Here is a 15,181-nt window from a genome sequence, read left to right on the forward strand (position 1 = left end):
GCATTCAAAGGTAGGCGCTTGAACCGGAGTGCCGGCAGGTAAAATGTTTCCGGTTGTGCGTTTGTGAGGGCTGCGCCCTCATTTCGCGGCACAAGGCCGCTCCTACAAAGGATCAAGCATCCCCTGTAGGAGCGGCCTTGTGCCGCGAAAGGGCCGCGACGCGGCCCCAGGTTTACGACGAGAGGTACGACGAGCGGGTCAGTCCCAGGCGCAACGCATCCAGGAACTGGGTACGCTCACGCGCCGTGATGCGGGCGCTGGCGACCTTGTCGCGGTAGTGCGTCATCAACTCCTCCGGCGACAGGTGCACATAGCGCAGCATGTCCTCGATGGTGTCGTGGGTCTCGATGCCGGCGTGGTACACGCTACCATCGGCGTTCTGGTAGATGTTCACCGAATCGGTATCGCCAAACAGGTTGTGCATGTCGCCCAGGATTTCCTGGTAGGCACCGACCAGGAATACGCCCAGCAGGTAGTCCTCGCCTTCCTTGACCGCGTGCACCGGCATGCTGGTCTCGATGCTCTGCTCGTCGACGTACTGATTGATCTTGCCGTCGGAGTCGCAGGTCAGGTCCTGCAGCACGGCGCGGCGCATCGGCTCCTCGTCCAGGCGGTGCAACGGGATGATCGGCAGCACCTGGCCGATGGCCCAGGTGTCCGGCAGGCTCTGGAACACCGAGAAGTTGCAGATGTACTTGTCGGCCAGCTTGTCATTGAGCTCGTCCAGCACCTGACGGTGCGAGCGCTGGCGGGCCTTGAGCGAGTTGTGCAGGCGGCGGCACACGGCGAAGTAGCACTGTTCGGCCAGGGCCTTCTCGGCCAGGCTGATCTTGCCATCGGCATACTGCGCGGCCACGTCCCCCATGTAGTGGGTGGCGCGCCAGTAGGTCTCGGTGACCATTTCGATGTCGGTCGGGCCGAGCAGGTCGGCCAGCCACTGCACGGTTTCGGGCAGCGCTTGCTTATCTTCGATGGTCGGCACGTCGTCGTTGTGCTTCTCGACGTCGGTCACCTGAATCACCAGCATGGCGTGGTGCGCGGTCAGCGAGCGGCCGCTCTCGGAGAAGATATGCGGGTGCGGCAGGCCTTGGGCGTCGCAGAACTCCTTGAGCATGCCCACCACCACGCCGGCATAGTCGTCCATGTCGTAGTTGATGGAGCTGGCATTGCGCGAGTGGGTACCGTCGTAGTCCACGCCCAGGCCACCGCCGACGTCGATGTGATCGACCGGCAGGCCCAGGGCGCGCAGTTCGCCGTAGTAGCGGATGGCTTCTTTGAAGCCATGCTGGTAGTCAGCCAGGTTGGCGATCTGCGAGCCCATGTGGAAGTGCAACAGGCGGATGCCCTGGTCCAGGCCGGCATCGCGGAAGCGTTGCACCACCGAGATCAGCTGGGCGGCGGACAAGCCGAACTTGGACTTCTCGCCACCGGTATCGGCCCACTTGCTCGAGGCCAGCGACGACAGGCGCACGCGCAGGCCGACCTGCGGCTTGACCTTGAGCTCTGCGGCCTCCTCGATCACCAGGGCGACCTCGGACTCCTTCTCGATGACGATGAACACGTTATGGCCAAGCTTCTGGCCCATCAGCGCCAGGCGGATGAACTCGCGGTCCTTGTAGCCGTTGCAGACGATGGTGCCACCCTTGGGCGCCAGCGCCAGCACCGCCAGCAGCTCGGGCTTGGAGCCTGCCTCCAGGCCAATGGAGACGTTCTGGGTGGCGATGATGTTCTCCACCACCGCTTCCTGCTGGTTGACCTTGATCGGGTACAGGGCGGTGTACTTGCTCTGGTACTCCAGGCGCGCGAAGTTGGCATCGAACGCGCCGGTCAGCTGGCGCACACGGTCCTGCAGGATGTCGGGGAAACGCACCAGCAGCGGCAGCGACAAGCCGCTCTGGCGCAGTTCGTCGACCTGCTCGTACAAGTCGATCGGTGCGCTCCCTGGGCCGTTGGGGCGCACTTCGACGCGCCCGGCCTCATTGATGGCGAAATAACCAGCGCCCCAATGGCGGATACCATAAACACTGCGGCTGTCGGCCACGGTCCATTGGCTGCCATCGTCTTTGCGTGTGCGTCGTACGGACATTCAAGTCCCCTGTAGATAAGTCGAAGACACTGCCCCACATGGGCGCGCAGGCAGTGTAGAAATCGAAAATGACGATTCGTCCGTGCCCAGGGTAGACCCCTGCCACGAGAACGAGTTTAGAAAGCACTGGGCAAAAAATCGCGCGAGCCGGATCAACCGCCGGATTTCTTCGCCTTGAAACCCTGCCTGGTCAACTCGCCGAGCAGCAGCTCGACATGGTCGCCCTGGATCTCGATGACCCCATCCTTCAGCGCGCCCCCGGTGCCACAACGGCGCTTGAGGGTGCTGGCCAGCTCCTTGAGCTGGTCGAGGGGCAGCGGGACGCCACTGATGGTGGTCACGGTCTTGCCGCCACGGCCTTTGCTTTCGCGGCGCACGCGGGCGATACCATCACCTTCGGGGATGACCTGTTGCTTGCAGATGCAGGCGTCCACCGGCTTGCCACAGTCCGGGCAATGCCGACCGGCATCGGTGGAGTAAACGAGACCGCCAAGGGCGGCGAAGGAAGAAGCTTTCTTGGCCACTTTTGTTCCTCTTGCTGAGGACAAAATACTGGTCGGCGCCTGGAGCCAGGGCCGACCGCGAAGCCCCACTCTGGCAGGGGCAGCGCTACTGCCGCAGATCCTGCGACAGCCCGAAAAGGGCGCGCAGTGTAACGATAAATCAGGCGATTGCTAAGTACTGGAATGCGCCATTTTGCGAAACTTTTGCGACCCTCGTGCAAGGGGCTGCCTTGCAGCCCTTTCGCGGCACAAGGCCGCTCCTACACAGCCTATGCTGCTCCGCGGGCCTGTGGTGCTCACGCCAAGCTGGCCTTGTAGCGGTCCAGGGCCGCCAGCGAATCGGGGCAGAACGGCAATTGCCAACGATCGACCTCGATCTGCTCCAGGCCGATGAACCGCGCCTCGCTCACCTCTTCAGGCTGCAACCTGAGCGGCCCATCGGACACCGCCGAATACACCGCGCACCACAACCGGTTGTCCGGCTGGTCGAAATAGAACCGCTCGTGGAAACGCAACTCGACGCCCGCGATACCGAGTTCTTCGGCCAGCTCCCGGGCGGCCGACTCGGCGTAGCTCTCGCCCGCCGCCACCATGCCGCCGGCGGCCACGTCCCAGTACCCCGGGTACAAGGCCTTGCTCAGCGTGCGCCGGTGTACGCACAGTTCACCGGCACCGTTGAACAACAGGATGAAGGTACAGCGACCGATCAGGCCGCGTTCACGCAGCTCGGCCCGGGGCAGCGCGCCAAGCAGCTGGTCGGCCTCGTCGACCCAGGCCACCCGTTCGCGGTCGGAGGCTGCGCGGTGCGCGGCCTCCGCAGGGCTGATGGCCACCGTCAGCCCTGCGAGAGCAGTTGGCGAAGGTCGATGACGGCGGCGTTGGCGCGGGAAATGTAGTTGGCCATGACCAGCGAGTGGTTGGCCCACATGCCGAAGCCGCTGCCGTTGAGCACCATTGGGCTCCACAGCGCTTCCTGGGACGCCTCCAGCTCACGGATGATCTGGCGCACGCTGACCGTGGCGTTCTTCTTCGCCAGCACATCGGCGAAGTCCACCTCGATGGCGCGCAGCAGGTGCGACAAGGCCCAGGCCTGGCCACGGGCCTCGTAGAACACGTTGTCGATCTGCAGCCACGGCGTTTCCACCAGCTCCTCGTCCACCTGTGGCGCCTGGCCGGCGACCACCGACTCGGTCTTCAGGGTGCTGTTGAGCTTGACCCGACCCACGCTGGCCGAAAGGCGCTGGGAAAGCGAGCCCAGGCGGGTGGCCACGTCACCCAGCCAGTTGTTCAGGTTGTCCGCGCGGGTATAGAAGATCGCGCCCTGGTCTCCGGCGGCCAGGCGCTTCTGGTAACGGGTCAGGGACTTGATGCCTTCCTCGAACTCCGACTCGCTCGAGGGCAGGATCCAGCTCTTGTTGTCGAAATTGAAGCGCGGCTCGGCCTTGGCCAGGTCCGCGTCCTCGGTGGACTGCGACTGGGAGCGGGCGAAATCCTTGCGCAGGGCACGGGACAGGTCGCGCACCTGGACCAGCACGCCGTATTCCCAGCTCGGCATGTTGTCCATCCACAACCCCGGTGGGAAGCGGTCGTTGGAGATGTAGCCACCCGGCTTGGTCAGCAGGGTATTGGCGACACTCTTGAGGGTCTCGATGGTCGTGTAGCCGACCACCATCTGCTGGCCGCTCTGCTCGGCGGCAGCCTGGGCGCTCTGCTGCACCGGGAACAGGTCCGGCTCCTGGCTCCAGTACCACCCCAGGCCGATGCACACCAGCAGGTACAGGCCGATCAGGGTACCCAAAGCGCGGCTCCACAGCCCGCCCAGGTAGCTACGGGTGGCGGCACCACGGGCGTCGACACGCTCGCGAGGCTCGGCTTTGGCCTCGCGGTTTTTCCAGTCCAGCATGGCGTTGTCCTTATCAGTCTCGACAGTTCAGGGGCTTGGACCACCAGCCCCAGCCAGGGTGCCACGGCAAGCCCGCGTGGCAGCACTATAAAGCAGACACCGCCTTACGCATAAGCGACCAATGGGTCGACAACTGAATATTCATCCTTACGAACTTTGTTGATATAGGACACACGGGCACCGGGAAGCAGTGCTAGCATAGAGCCACCATCGCCTTGCATCCCCTTCCAACAAGCAGCCAGGACATGACCCAGCCAGCCGAGTCGAGCCATGAGCGCCTCCAGCAGCACCGCCTGATGCAACGCCTGCTGCGCACCGGCCTGCGCAAGGGCGACCCGCTCGACCACATGGCCCTGCCGCCCTTACGCAAACCGGTGTACATCCTGCTCCAGGACCATGACCGCGCCGAGCGGCTGGCCCAGCAACTGGAGTTCTTCGGCCTGCCTGCACAGGCCCTGTCCAACGCCGAGGCCTTTGGCACCGCGATGAACGACCGCCTGCCGTGCGCCATCGTCATGGACGTCGACTTCACCGGCAAAGGCCAGGGCCTGAACCTGGCGACCCAGGCCCTGCTCGGCAGCGAACCGCAGGTTACGCTGCTGTTTTTCAGCCACCTCGAGGCCGACACCCCCACCCGCCTGGCTGCTGTACGCGCCGGCGGCCAGGAATTCCTCACCGGCCCGCTGGATGCCTCGAGTCTGCTGGAGAAAGTCGAGCTGTTGACCAACGCCACCGAGTACGACCCGCTGCGCGTGCTGATCGTCGACGACTCGCGCGCCCAGGCCATGTTCACCGAGCGCCTGCTCAACGGCGCAGGCATGATCACCCGCACCCTCACCGACCCGATCCGCACCATGGCCGAGCTGGCCGACTTCCAGCCCGACCTGGTGATCCTGGATATGTACATGCCAGCCTGCACTGGCACCGAGCTGGCCAAGGTGATCCGCCACAACGACCGCTACGTCAGCGTGCCGATCATCTATCTCTCTGCCGAAGATGACCTGGACAAGCAGCTGGACGCCATGAGCGAGGGCGGCGACGACTTCCTGACCAAACCGATCCGCTCGCGACACCTGATCACCACGGTGCGCAACCGGGCCGCCCGCGCTCGCCATCTCAAGGCCCGCATGGTGCGCGACAGCCTCACCGGGCTGTACAACCACACCCATATCCTCCAGCTCCTTGAAGACTGCAGCTTCCGCGCTCGCCGCGAAATGCAGCCGCTGAGCTTCGCCATGCTCGATATCGACCACTTCAAGAAGATCAACGACCGCCATGGCCACCCCATGGGCGACCGGGTGATCAAGAGCCTGGCGCTGTTCCTCAAGCAGCGCCTGCGCAAGACCGACTTCATCGGGCGCTATGGCGGCGAGGAATTCGCTATCGTGATGCCCGACACACCGCTTGAGGCCGCGCACAAGGTCCTCGACGAGATTCGCCAACGCTTCGCCGAGATCCTCTACCCGGCCCAACCCCATGACCTGCGTTGCACCTTCAGCGCCGGGGTGGTGCAACTGGACGACAGGCTCGATGCGCTGACCATGGCCAGCGCCGCCGACGAAGCGCTGTACCGGGCCAAGCACGCCGGGCGCAATTGCGTAGTGCGCATCGAACCCTGAGGTTCGTGGAGGTGCGTGCCCCCCCTTGGGGGAACGGCCTTGTCCCGCGATCCGGCCAATAAAGGCAAAACGCCACTTTTTTCGCCCTCAGTCATCACCCGGTCACAAATCCGCAATAACTTCAGGCACCTACCGTTCCACCTCTATTGCTGGAAGTTCACGGCTATGCGCCTGAAGTGGCTGACCAATTTCAACACCCTGCTGCTGGTAACCGTCTGCATCGCCCTGGGCGCGACCCTGTGGTGGTCGCAACGTGCCCTGGAGCGCCCCTATCAACTGATGGAGCGCTACCTGGGCCTTTCTCAGCAGTTCCAGAACGATGCGGTGCGCAACATCCAAGCCTACCTGGCCAGCGGCGACGCCCTGCGCCACGCTGCAGCCAGCGAGGCGACCCAAGGGCTGCAGGCGGCACTGGCCGACTGGCCGACGAACCTGGCCGAAACGCTACGCCCCAGCCTGGACGACCTGCAGGCCTTCACCGCCAACGAACTGCTCGCCGCCGGCAAGCTGGCCGGCGACCCGCAGGCCTTGCTGTTGCAGGCTGAACGCGAGCTGGGCGCCCAGTTCGAGCAACTGGCGGAGTATGCCCGCAACAGCGACAGCCCGGACGCTGCCCGCTACCTGGCACCCTTGCTGGACGCTTCGGTACACCTGGGGCGCCTGTCGCTGGCCCGTGACAAGCTGGTCGCCAGCGGCCGCGCGGAGCTTGCCGAGGAAGTCGAGCGCGAGCTGCAGCTGATTCGGGCACAGGCCCAGGTAGTCGATGGGCTACCGTTGCTCGGCGTGACCCGTGCCACCGAATCCAACGCCGACGATTTCGCCGCACTGATGGGCCTGGACACCCAAACCAGCGCCCAGCAGGAAGATGTCGCGGTAGGCCTCAAGCGCGAACTGCAGAGCCTGCTGGCGCGCTACCCGGCCGAGCTGCAACGAACCCGCGAGCAGATCGAGCGCCGCGCGGCCCTGGCCGCCAGCACCGGCGAACGCCTGGGCGCCGTGCAGCAGGCCATCGCCGGGCTGGAACCGGAAGTGCGCGGCCTGCATGCCAAGATCGCCAGCGAAGTGCGCCTGATCCAGGGCCTGATGATCGGCCTGATCCTGCTCATCGCCCTGCTCATCGACACGCTTCAGCGGCGCCTGACACGTACCCTGACCGGCCTGGCGCCGGCCCTGTCGCGCTGGGCCGATGGCGATTTCGCCCAGCCTGTCGCCCTGGGCCGCACCAACCGCGAACTGCACGATATCCAGGCCTCGCTCAACCGCCTGCGCCAGTACCTGGTGGAGCTGGTTGGCACACTGCGCCACAACGCCGAGCAGGTGGCCGGCAGCAGCCATGCCCTGGCCAGCATGAGCAGTGCCCTGCACGAAGGTGCCGAACGCCAGGCCGGGGACACGGGGCAGATCCGTGACGCCCTTGGCGAGCTCGAGGCGACCATCCAGCAGGTGGCCGGTGACGCCAGCGCCGCCGCCGATGCCAGCCGTGACGCTGGCCGCGCGGTGGAACAGGGCCAGGCGGTGATCGGCCAGAGTCTGTCCGGCCTACGGGCATTGGTGGACGAGGTGCAAGGTAATGCCCAGGCGATCGAGCAACTGGCCGAGGAATCGGCCACCATCGGTGGCGTGCTCACGGTGATCCGCGCCATCGCCGAACAAACCAACCTGCTGGCGCTAAACGCCGCCATCGAGGCGGCACGGGCCGGCGAGATGGGCCGGGGGTTCGCCGTGGTCGCCGACGAAGTGCGCTCCCTGGCCCAGCGCACCACCGGCGCCACCGGCGAAATCCAGGCGCTGATCGACCGCCTGCAACAAGCCGCCCGCGAGTCGGTGAGCGGCATGCGCGCCCAGCTCGAGCACGCCGAGGCCACGGCCAGCCAGGCCCAGGCGGCCGATGGCGCGCTGGATGAGATCGTCGGGGCGATTCGCACCATTGCCGATACGGCCGTGCGCATTGCCGATGTGACAGCGCAGCAGACGGGCGCTGTGAGCGAGATCCGCGATCACAGCGAGCGAATTCATGCATTGGGCGAAGACAACCTGCAGCGCATCGGCGAAGGGCGGGCGCAAGGGGAGCAGTTGCTGAGCCTGGGCGGGGAGCTGAACCGGGCGGTGCGGGCGTTCAGGGTGTGAGACCGAGCGCCGCGCGGGCGGCGCTCGGTCTATCAGGCGATGAAGATGTCGAGCACTACGGCCCCAACCCGCGGCAACTCCGCTATCATGCCCCCACGTTTCACCTAGCGAGACCGCCATGCGCCGCCTGTTTTTCCTGTTGTTCCTGCTGCTGGCCAGCCCTGCGTTCGCCGCTGGCCTGCTCGACGATCGCCCCAGCGCCACCCTCGGCGCCGCGTCGCTGGGCAACAACGCCGATTTCCTCCCTGTCCATGAAGCCTTCAAGCTCAGCCTGGTCCAGGCCGACGCCCAGTCCATCAAGCTGCGCTTCGTCGCTACCGAGGGCTACTACCTCTACCGCCATCGTTTCCAGTTCCGCACCGAGCCTGCCGATGTCCCCCTCGGCACGCCGGATATCCCCAAAGGCGAAGCCAAGCACGACGAATTCTTCGGCGACGTGGAGGTGTACCACGGCGTGCTCGACATCGAGCTGCCCCGCCCAGCCAACGACCCGCGCCCCTTCACCCTGCTGGTGGGCTACCAGGGCTGCGCCGACAAGGGCCTGTGCTACCCACCGGAAACCGAACGCCTGAGCATCGACGGCGCAGGCGGCCCGGCGGGTATCACGCCGGCCAGCGCCGAACCGGGCTGGAACTGGCAATCGCTGCTGCTGTTCTTCCTCGCGGGGGTGGGGCTGACCTTCACCCCATGCGTGCTGCCCATGCTGCCGATCCTCTCCGGCGTGGTACTGCGCGGCCAGGTGGGCGGCTGGCGCGGCCTGAGCCTGTCGCTGGCCTACGTGCTGCCGATGGCCATTTCCTTCGCCGTGCTCGGCGCCCTGATGGGGGTGTTCGGCGCCAGCCTGAACCTGCAGGCGCGCCTGCAGTCGGCCTGGGTACTGGTGCCCTTCGCCCTGTTCTTCGTGCTCTTCGCCCTGGCCATGTTCGGCCTGTTCGACATCAAGCTGCCCCAGGCCCTGAGCAGCCGTCTGAACAACGTCGCCAACCGCACCAAAGGCGGCTCGCTGCTGGGCGCTGCGGTGCTGGGCGTGCTGTCCAGCCTGCTGGTTTCGCCCTGCGTATCGGCACCGCTGGCCGGAGCGCTTTTGTATATCAGTGCCAGCGGCGATGCCCTGGGCGGGGCGCTGAAGCTGTTCGCCCTGGGCCTGGGCATGGGGGCGCCATTGCTGGTGGTCGCCACCGGTGGCGCGGCCTGGTTGCCGAAAAGCGGCCCATGGATGAACACAGTCAAGAACGCCATCGGCGTGTTGCTGCTGGGCCTGGCCATCGGCCTGCTCAGCCGCGTGCTGCCGGGGCCGGCCACCTTGTTGCTGGTGGGCCTGCTGGCTGCGGGCGTGGCGCTGTTCCTCGGTGCCCTGGAGTTCGTGGTCAAGACGCCACGCCAACGCCTGGCGCAGCTTGTTGGCCTGGCCCTGCTGGTCTACGCCCTGGCCTGCTGGTATGGCGCACTCAATGGCCAGGGCGACCCTTTGCGTCCCCTGCCGCCACCGGCCATCGCCACCACCGCTGGCACGCCAGCCCGCCAGGCCGATGCCTGGCAGACCGTCACCACCCCGGCCGCGCTGGACGCCGCCCTGGCCCAGGCCAACGCGGCCGGCCAGCCGGTGCTGCTGGACTGGTACGCCGACTGGTGCATCAGTTGCAAAGTGATCGAACATGAAGTGCTCAATGCGCCCCAGGTGCAGCCCCAACTCGCCGGCTTCAAGCTGCTGCGCTTCGACATCACCGAGAGCAATGCCGAGCAACGCAGCCTGCTCGACCGCTACCAGCTGTTCGGCCCTCCCGCATTGCTGTTCTTTGCCGCGAACGGCAGCGAAATAACCGCCGATCGGGTCATTGGCGAAGTGAATTCCGTCGAATTTGCCGATCGTTTGGCGCGCGTGCGTCGCGATCTGGGTCTATAACTTCCCGCGAGCCGGCCATTTTCCCGCGATAGTGACCAGACTTAATCATCTGGTCACATACTTTGCGCGAATCTCGGACAACGTGCTGGCTATTGCCGGGAACTGGACACCCGACGCCCTCTTGCGGCATAGTCGCCGCGCTCATGTCGTATTGCCCTACAAGACCAAGGAATTCGCAGATGGCAACCCTACTGGTGCTACACGGCCCCAACCTCAACCTGCTCGGTACCCGCGAGCCAGGCCACTATGGCGCCGTGACCCTGGCCCAGATCAACCAGGACCTGGAGCAGCGCGCCCGCGCCGCTGGCCACCACCTGCAATACCTGCAGAGCAATGCCGAGTACGAGCTGATCGACCGTATCCACGCCGCGCGCAACGAGGGCGTGGACTTCATCCTGATCAACCCGGCTGCTTTCACCCACACCAGCGTCGCATTACGTGACGCATTGCTGGCTGTGAGCATCCCATTCATCGAAGTGCACCTTTCCAACGTGCACAAGCGTGAACCGTTCCGTCATCACTCCTACTTTTCCGATGTCGCCGTAGGGGTGATCTGCGGCCTGGGCGCCACCGGCTACCGGTTGGCCCTGGAGTCTGCACTGGAATACCTGGCTGCCAACGCACAGCCCTGATGACACAAGGCCTTGGCCCCTTCGGGCCAGGGCCTGGATAAACGTTCTAGCCACGTTTTTTAAATTACGTCCCCGACCGAACCTTGGGAGTTGATGATTAATGGATATCCGTAAAGTCAAGAAGCTGATCGAACTGCTGGAAGAGTCTGGCATCGACGAACTGGAGATCAAGGAAGGCGAAGAGTCCGTTCGTATCAGCCGTCACAGCAAGACCCCGGCCGGCGCCCAGTACTTCGCGGCCCCGGCTCCAGTAGCCGCTCCGGTTGCCGCTGCCGCCCCGGCCGCTGCCGCTGCGCCGGCCGCCGAAGCCGCCGCCGCTGCCCCGGCCCTCAAAGGCACCGTGATCCGCTCGCCGATGGTCGGCACCTTCTACCGCAAGCCTTCGCCGACCTCTGCCAACTTCGCCGAAGTCGGCCAGACCGTGAAGAAGGGCGACACCCTGTGCATCGTCGAAGCCATGAAAATGATGAACCACATCGAAGCCGATGTCGGTGGTGTCATCGACGCCATCCTGGTGGAAGACGGTCAGCCGGTTGAGTTCGACCAGCCGCTGTTCACCATCGTTTGAATCGCGGAGAGCCAACGATGTCTGGGAAGCTCGAAAAAGTCCTGATCGCCAACCGCGGGGAAATCGCCCTGCGGATCCTGCGTGCCTGCAAAGAGCTGGGTATCAAGACCGTCGCTGTTCACTCCACGGCCGACCGCGAACTGATGCACCTGGGCCTGGCAGACGAGTCGGTCTGCATCGGCCCTGCATCGTCCAAGGACTCCTACCTGCACATTCCGGCGATCATCGCCGCCGCCGAAGTGACAGGCGCCACCGCGATCCACCCCGGTTATGGCTTCCTGGCGGAAAACGCCGATTTCGCCGAACAGGTGGAGAAGTCCGGTTTCGCCTTCATCGGCCCGAAAGCCGACACCATCCGCCTGATGGGCGACAAGGTCTCGGCCAAGGACGCGATGATCCGCTCGGGCGTACCGACCGTGCCTGGCTCCGATGGCCCGCTGCCCGAAGACGAGGAAGTCGCCCTGGCGATCGCCCGTGACGTCGGCTACCCGGTGATCATCAAGGCCGCCGGTGGTGGCGGTGGTCGCGGCATGCGCGTGGTGCACAAGGAAGAGGACCTGATCGCCTCGGCCAAGCTGACCCGTACCGAAGCCGGTGCCGCCTTCGGCAACCCGATGGTCTACCTGGAGAAGTTCCTGACCAACCCACGTCACGTGGAAGTCCAGGTCCTGTCCGACGGCCAGGGCAACGCCATCCACCTGGGCGATCGCGACTGCTCGCTGCAGCGCCGTCACCAGAAGGTGCTGGAAGAAGCCCCGGCCCCGGGCATCGACGAGAAGGCCCGCCAGGAAGTCTTCAAGCGTTGCGTCGACGCGTGCATCGAGATCGGCTACCGCGGTGCCGGCACCTTCGAGTTCCTGTATGAGGACGGCCGCTTCTACTTCATCGAGATGAACACCCGTGTCCAGGTCGAACACCCGGTTTCGGAGATGGTCACCGGCATCGACATCGTCAAGGAGATGCTGAGCATCGCCGCTGGCAACAAGCTGTCGATCCGCCAGGAAGACGTGGTGATCCGTGGTCACTCCCTGGAGTGCCGTATCAACGCCGAAGACCCGAAGAAGTTCATCCCGAGCCCAGGTACCGTCAAGCACTTCCATGCCCCTGGCGGCAATGGCGTGCGTGTCGACTCGCACCTGTACAGCGGCTACTCGGTTCCGCCGAACTACGACTCGCTGATCGGCAAGCTGATCACCTACGGCAAAGACCGCGACGAAGCCATGGCGCGCATGCGCAATGCCCTGGACGAAATCGTCGTCGACGGCATCAAGACCAACATCCCGCTGCACCGCGACCTGGTGCGTGATGAAGGTTTCTGCAAAGGCGGCGTCAACATCCACTACCTCGAGCACAAACTGGCCAACCAGGAGTGATCGCGTTAGCGTGATGAAAGAACCCCGGCCTGGTGCCGGGGTTTTTTGTCCGCTTCAGGAGGCGTCGCCTGAGAGATCGCAGCTGCTCCCGCGACCTCTACAAACCCCACGCACTCAAGTAAACTGCCAAGCTCCGCGCAGCCCTGGCTGCCCCTGTCGATTTACCAAAGGTGCCCGCCATGCCCTGGCTGCAAGTTCGCCTGGCCATCAGCCCAGACCAAGCCGAAACCTACGAAGACGCCCTGCTCGAAGTCGGCGCCGTCTCGGTGACCTTCATGGACGCCGAAGACCAACCCATCTTCGAACCGGACCTCAACACCACGCCGCTCTGGTCGCACACCCACCTACTGGCCCTGTTCGAGGCCGACGCCGAGCCCGAGGCCGTGTTCGCCCACCTGCGCTTGCTGACCGGCGCCGAGTTGCCCGAGCACCACGCCGAGGTGATCGAGGACCAGGACTGGGAACGCAGCTGGATGGACAACTTCCAGCCCATGCGTTTCGGCCAGCGCCTGTGGATCGTGCCCAGCTGGCACGAGGCGCCGGAAAAGGACGCGGTGAACCTGCTGCTCGACCCGGGCCTGGCCTTCGGTACCGGCACCCACCCGACCACCGCCCTGTGCCTGGAATGGCTCGACGGCCAGCAGCTCGAAGGCACCCAAGTCCTGGACTTTGGCTGTGGCTCGGGGATTCTCGCCATCGCCGCCCTGCTGCTGGGCGCCCGCGAGGCGGTCGGCACCGACATCGACGTGCAGGCCATCGAAGCCTCGCGCGACAACGCCCAGCGCAACGGCATCGCCGACGAGCGACTGGCCCTGTACCTGCCCGAGCAGATGCCCGCCATGCAAGCCGACGTACTGGTCGCCAATATCCTGGCCGGCCCGCTGGTCTCGTTGGCGCCGCAACTGGCCGGCCTGGTCCGCCCCGGCGGCCTGCTGGCGCTCTCGGGCATCCTCGCCGAACAGGGCGAGGAAGTGGCCGCAGCCTACGCGGGCGACTTCGAGCTGGACCCGATCGTCGTGCGCGACGGCTGGGTACGCATCAGTGGTCGCCGCCGCTAGCCAACTAGACTCAACCTTCTGCACAACCCGGATCGCCGCATGACCGACAGTTTCGTCACCCAGTGTCCTCATTGCCAGACCAGCTTTCGCGTCACGCACAACCAGTTGAGCGTGGCCCGGGGCGTGGTGCGCTGCGGCCATTGCCTGCAGGTGTTCAACGCCGCCAAGCAGTTGCTGGAGCAGAACCGCACCTCCCCTGCCCCGGCGGCACCGATACAGGCACCGGAGGCGACGCAACCGACGATCAACGAACAGCCGAATACCGAGCCCGAGGACTGGGCCATCACCGCCCAGGCGCTGGACGATTTGGACCTGGACCAGGAACTGGCTCGCCTGGAGCGTCGCGATGCGCCCGAAGAACGCCAGGCCCCGCCTCGCGAGGATGCCCTGCAGGCCCGTCGTGACGAGCATGGTCCTGATGACCATGCCGACGAACCCTTCGGTACGGCAACCGGCGAGCCGCCGGCACTCCAGGCCGCCGACGAACCGGCTCCGGTGCTGGTCGAACAAGAGGTCCTCGACCTCCAGGCAGAACCGCAGCCCGGTGACCGCACCGAGCCGACCCTGGGCAACGGCCTGGTCCTGGACGACGACGAGCCGCGAGCATTCGGCCAGGCCGAGCCCCATCACGACGACGGGCAGGGCGACCATTTCACTGGCCTGGATGACGATATCCCTGAAAAAGGGCTCTCGGCACGGGACGATGACGAGCAGGGCCATCTGCGCCTGTCGGCCCGCGACGACGAGCTCGAGCACCTCGCCGACGAGCGGCCCGAGCCTGCCTTGGCGGCCAAGGCCGAACGCCCGACGCGCAAGGAACCGCTGGTGCATGTGGTGGACGACCCGCTGCAGCTCGACTGGCAGAAGGCCAGGCCCAACTGGGCCAAGCGCCTGCTGTGGGGCGTGCTGACCCTGCTGGCCGCGGGTTTGCTGGCGTTCCAGTACATCAGCTACCACTTCGACGAAATGGCTCGCCAGGACCAGTACCGCCCCTGGTTCCAACAGCTGTGCCCGATGCTGGGTTGCCAGGTACCGACCCGGGTGGATGTCAGCCGGATCAAGAGCAGCAACCTGGTGGTGCGCAGTCACCCGGACTTCAAGGGCGCACTGATCGTCGATGCGATCATCTACAACCGGGCCCCGTTCTCCCAGCCGTTCCCGCTGCTGGAGCTGCGATTTGCCGACCTCAACGGCCAGCTGATCGCCAGCCGTCGCTTCAAGCCCAGCGAATACCTCTCGGGGGAGCTGGCCGGGCGCGGCGACATGCCGAGCCAGACGCCGATCCACATCGCCCTGGATATCCTCGACCCCGGCCCCAAGGCCGTGAACTACAGCCTGAGCTTCCGCTCGCCGGAATGACCACAACACTCGGCCACCTGTAGGAGCGGGCTTGCCCCGCGATCAAGGGC

12 protein-coding genes are annotated in these 15,181 nt (G+C 65.4%); 8 read left to right on the forward strand and 4 right to left on the reverse strand.

Annotated features, from left to right (window positions below):
* Nucleotides 1-172 precede the first annotated feature (172 nt).
* From speA to K8374_RS20890, 4 genes are all read right to left on the reverse strand, one after another.
* Nucleotides 173-2,086, reverse strand: a complete 1,914-nt coding sequence (gene speA / locus K8374_RS20875; RefSeq protein ID WP_224457031.1) for an arginine decarboxylase — start codon at nt 2,084-2,086, stop codon at nt 173-175.
* A gap of 152 nt (nt 2,087-2,238) precedes the next feature.
* On the reverse strand, nt 2,239-2,610 hold the full coding sequence (locus K8374_RS20880; protein WP_084858749.1) for a translation initiation factor Sui1: 372 nt from the start codon (nt 2,608-2,610) through the stop codon (nt 2,239-2,241).
* 275 nt (nt 2,611-2,885) lie between these two features.
* Nucleotides 2,886-3,422, reverse strand: a complete 537-nt coding sequence (locus tag K8374_RS20885; protein ID WP_224457032.1) for an NUDIX hydrolase — start codon at nt 3,420-3,422, stop codon at nt 2,886-2,888.
* A 2-nt stretch (nt 3,423-3,424) separates the two neighbouring features.
* Complete coding sequence (locus K8374_RS20890) at nt 3,425-4,492, reverse strand: DUF2333 family protein (RefSeq protein ID WP_224457033.1); 1,068 nt, start codon at nt 4,490-4,492, stop codon at nt 3,425-3,427.
* Between the two features lie 245 nt (nt 4,493-4,737).
* Here K8374_RS20890 and K8374_RS20895 point away from each other — a divergent pair, with 245 nt between their 5' ends.
* The 8 genes from K8374_RS20895 (at nt 4,738) to K8374_RS20930 (ending at nt 15,131) form a co-directional block, all read left to right on the forward strand.
* Entirely contained in the window at nt 4,738-6,111 is a 1,374-nt protein-coding gene (locus K8374_RS20895) for a diguanylate cyclase (protein WP_224457034.1), read from the forward strand.
* Nucleotides 6,112-7,458: 1,347 nt separating this feature from the next.
* A complete protein-coding gene (locus K8374_RS26610) occupies nt 7,459-8,238 on the forward strand; it encodes a methyl-accepting chemotaxis protein (protein ID WP_411969664.1) in 780 nt (259 codons plus the stop codon).
* A 118-nt stretch (nt 8,239-8,356) separates the two neighbouring features.
* A complete protein-coding gene (locus tag K8374_RS20905) occupies nt 8,357-10,141 on the forward strand; it encodes a protein-disulfide reductase DsbD (protein ID WP_224457036.1) in 1,785 nt (594 codons plus the stop codon).
* A gap of 179 nt (nt 10,142-10,320) precedes the next feature.
* Entirely contained in the window at nt 10,321-10,773 is a 453-nt protein-coding gene (gene aroQ, locus K8374_RS20910) for a type II 3-dehydroquinate dehydratase (RefSeq protein ID WP_070090423.1), read from the forward strand.
* Nucleotides 10,774-10,873: 100 nt separating this feature from the next.
* Nucleotides 10,874-11,341, forward strand: a complete 468-nt coding sequence (gene accB, locus K8374_RS20915) for an acetyl-CoA carboxylase biotin carboxyl carrier protein (protein WP_224457037.1) — start codon at nt 10,874-10,876, stop codon at nt 11,339-11,341.
* Between the two features lie 17 nt (nt 11,342-11,358).
* The gene (gene accC, locus K8374_RS20920; protein ID WP_224457038.1) at nt 11,359-12,714 is read left to right on the forward strand and encodes an acetyl-CoA carboxylase biotin carboxylase subunit; all 1,356 of its coding nucleotides are present in this window, start codon (nt 11,359-11,361) and stop codon (nt 12,712-12,714) included.
* A gap of 179 nt (nt 12,715-12,893) precedes the next feature.
* Nucleotides 12,894-13,772, forward strand: coding sequence for a 50S ribosomal protein L11 methyltransferase (gene prmA, locus K8374_RS20925; protein WP_224457039.1), 879 nt, complete (start codon nt 12,894-12,896; stop codon nt 13,770-13,772).
* Nucleotides 13,773-13,811: 39 nt separating this feature from the next.
* On the forward strand, nt 13,812-15,131 hold the full coding sequence (locus tag K8374_RS20930; RefSeq protein WP_224457040.1) for a DUF3426 domain-containing protein: 1,320 nt from the start codon (nt 13,812-13,814) through the stop codon (nt 15,129-15,131).
* Nucleotides 15,132-15,181 lie beyond the last annotated feature (50 nt).

The sequence above is a fragment of the Pseudomonas sp. p1(2021b) genome (assembly GCF_020151015.1).
Classification (GTDB): domain Bacteria; phylum Pseudomonadota; class Gammaproteobacteria; order Pseudomonadales; family Pseudomonadaceae; genus Aquipseudomonas; species Aquipseudomonas putida_K.

Bases quoted from the DNA above. Each gene is read 5' to 3' on its own strand.
- speA (WP_224457031.1), bottom strand. From the start codon at position 2,086: ATGTCCGTACGACGCACACGCAAAGACGATGGCAGCCAATGGACCGTG.
- K8374_RS20890 (WP_224457033.1), bottom strand. From the start codon at position 4,492: ATGCTGGACTGGAAAAACCGCGAGGCCAAAGCCGAGCCTCGCGAGCGT.
- K8374_RS20895 (WP_224457034.1), top strand. From the start codon at position 4,738: ATGACCCAGCCAGCCGAGTCGAGCCATGAGCGCCTCCAGCAGCACCGC.
- K8374_RS26610 (WP_411969664.1), top strand. From the start codon at position 7,459: ATGAGCAGTGCCCTGCACGAAGGTGCCGAACGCCAGGCCGGGGACACG.
- K8374_RS20905 (WP_224457036.1), top strand. From the start codon at position 8,357: ATGCGCCGCCTGTTTTTCCTGTTGTTCCTGCTGCTGGCCAGCCCTGCG.
- aroQ (WP_070090423.1), top strand. From the start codon at position 10,321: ATGGCAACCCTACTGGTGCTACACGGCCCCAACCTCAACCTGCTCGGT.
- accB (WP_224457037.1), top strand. From the start codon at position 10,874: ATGGATATCCGTAAAGTCAAGAAGCTGATCGAACTGCTGGAAGAGTCT.
- accC (WP_224457038.1), top strand. From the start codon at position 11,359: ATGTCTGGGAAGCTCGAAAAAGTCCTGATCGCCAACCGCGGGGAAATC.
- prmA (WP_224457039.1), top strand. From the start codon at position 12,894: ATGCCCTGGCTGCAAGTTCGCCTGGCCATCAGCCCAGACCAAGCCGAA.
- K8374_RS20930 (WP_224457040.1), top strand. From the start codon at position 13,812: ATGACCGACAGTTTCGTCACCCAGTGTCCTCATTGCCAGACCAGCTTT.